Origin of the sequence: Nocardioides sp. (assembly GCF_031422975.1) — a bacterium.
Classification (GTDB): domain Bacteria; phylum Actinomycetota; class Actinomycetes; order Propionibacteriales; family Nocardioidaceae; genus Nocardioides.
On sequence record NZ_JANPEO010000640.1, the window covers coordinates 1 to 2390 of the forward strand.

At 67.4% G+C, this 2390-nt stretch carries 2 protein-coding genes; one reads left to right on the forward strand and one right to left on the reverse strand.

The window, feature by feature from the left end; genetic code table 11:
• The first annotated feature begins 147 nt into the window (after nt 1-147).
• Nucleotides 148-1350, forward strand: coding sequence for a M15 family metallopeptidase (locus RMO85_RS18925; protein ID WP_310530267.1), 1203 nt, complete (start codon nt 148-150; stop codon nt 1348-1350).
• 8 nt (nt 1351-1358) lie between these two features.
• On the opposite strand, the gene RMO85_RS18930 is transcribed toward RMO85_RS18925, so the two are convergent.
• Nucleotides 1359-2390, reverse strand: a 1032-nt coding sequence (locus RMO85_RS18930) for a hypothetical protein (RefSeq protein ID WP_310530268.1), incomplete at its 5' end; no start/stop codon positions are given.

The following is a 2390-nucleotide window of genomic DNA, read 5'->3' on the forward strand; positions in this document are numbered from 1 at the left end:
AGAAGTCGTCACCGACGCCCGCGCTCATCGATGTCCGCCGTGGCTGCCGCCCGTGCGTTCCATCGCCTGGTTCCGTCCCTCGTCACATCGTGTGGCCGCATCCTGGTGATCGAGCGCCTACCCTTGAGCCCTTCGAGGAGGAGGGTGATGACGGGAGTGCACCGAGCGCGCGCGGCGGCAGCCGCCGGTCTGCTCCTGTTCGCGACGTCCTGCGGCGGCGAGTCGCCGGCGGCGCCATCGTCCTCACCGTCTCCGTCGACCTCGAAGTCCACCGCACCCTCACCCAGCGAGCCGCCGGTCGCGGATCCGAACCACGCCGTCGATCCGCCCGGTCCGCGCAAGGGCGCGCTGGTCCTCGCGGACCTGATGATCAAGGCCCGGACCGCTCTCGACCCGGACGTGATCGAGCAGATCAACGCGCTCAAGTCCGTCAAGAGCTCGCTGGTGCTCTCACTCGGAGACGTCGGCATCGAGAACCGGGTCATCAACATCGCCGCGGTCGACCCGTCGACCTACCGCAACTTCACCGTCCGGGAATCCGCCGAGCTCCAGGAGCAGTGGGACCGGGTCGCGGGGGGCGAGGTGGCACTGGAGAAGAAGCTCGCCAAGCAGCTGCAGGACAAGGCGGGCTACCTCAAGCTCGGCAACGACGAGGATGCGCCGGACGTGCACATCGGCGCCTATGCACCGCAGGTGCCGCAGATCGACGCGGTGGTCAACGAGTTGTGGGGCGAGGAGCTCGGTGTCCCCACCGACAACGCGATGCTGATCAACACCGGCATCAACTCACCGCGGTTCGTGATGAAGGACCTGCAGCGGATCGTCGGGGACGACGCGGCGGTCTCCATCCTCGGGCCCAACCTCGACCCGGGTGCCCAACAGACAGCGGTGCTGACGGGCGGCTCGGTCGCCGCGGCCGTTGGAACCTTCCGCTACACGGTGCTCGCGGCGGGAAGGATCGCGCCCGAGCAGTCCTGGGTGGCCGCCAACATCCGTACCGAGCAGGTGCCCATCCTGGGCAACGTCACCTGCCACAAGGTGATCTTCCCGCAGCTGCGGGCGGCGCTGCTCGAGATCCAGTCGACCGGCGACCTGGCGCAGGAGATCCATCCGGGGGAGTACGCCGGTTGCTACTACCCGCGCTACATCGCCGGCACCCAGCAGCTCTCGCTGCACTCCTTCGGCATCGCGTTCGACCTGAACGTCCCCGGCAACCAACGGGGAACCGTCGGTGAGATGAGTCGCGCCGTCGTCGCGATCTTCAAGAGGTGGGGCTTCGCCTGGGGCGGCGACTGGGGCTACACCGACCCCATGCACTTCGAGATGAACGCGATCGCCGACCCCGAGTAGCGGGTCACTCAGGCAGCGGTGCCGTGGGCGATCAGGCTGTACAGGTATGCCGCCGCCGGGACCAGCATGAGCCCCAGCATCAGTGCGGTGCGGACGTGGACCAGCGCCACGACCTGGTCATCGTCCGGAGTCAGGAGCGCGAGGTCCTCGTCCGTGCGCGGGCGGTGGAGCACCAGCAGACACACGATGCCGGCGGTGAAGATCGCGGCCAGCACGGAGCTGTCGGACACGAGGCCGAGGCGCGTGTAGAGGCCGAGCGGACTGACCGGGTCCGCGAGCGAGCCCACAGGCTCGAAGATCCGCGGCAGGAGCATCGGGCTGACGATGCTGAGGTCGTAGGTCCAGAAGAAGATGATCTGGTGCAGGACGATCATCACGGCGGTGAGTCCGGTCTCGAGAAGCAGGTTGACCCTGGCCAGTGCGGGGTTGATCGCCCAGAGGATCGCGAGGAACGGACACAACATCGCGAACCAGTACGGAAAGGCCGGCGCGCTCACGAAGAACGCCGCCAGTCCGGCGAACCCGGCGTAGACGGCGGTTCGGTGCAGCTCAGCCGTGCTGCCGGGACGTCGGACGTAGCTGGCGACGCACACCAGGACGAACAGCAGCGGGAAGATCGGCACCCCGCCACTGCCCAGCGGCAGGCGGTTGTCCAGCACCATGAAGGCGATGAGGTCGGAACCGGTCTTGGCACTCGGGTTCTCCGAGAAGAGGAACGGGACCTTGAAGACGAAGGCCACGCTCAGGACACCCGCGAGGCACAGCAGGATGCGCGAGACGCGCTTCTCGACCAGGAGCAGCACGGGCAGGAAGATGAACAGCGGGAACCACTTGATCGCCATCGCGACGGCGAAGGCCGCGACGAAGGCGCGTCGGCGACCCTGCAGGAGGTAGTAGAGCCCCAGCATGCTGAAGAACAGGTGGATGACGTCGAACTGCCCCATCAGGAACACCGCGCTGATCAGGAAGCCCGAGGTCAAGAAGACGAAGCCTGACCAGGCTGCCCAGCGAGACTGGGGAGCCAGCCGCACGCTGGTGCG

Excerpts from the sequence above, each read along its gene's own strand:
- RMO85_RS18925 (WP_310530267.1), top strand. The coding sequence starts at position 148 with ATGACGGGAGTGCACCGAGCGCGCGCGGCGGCAGCCGCCGGTCTGCTC.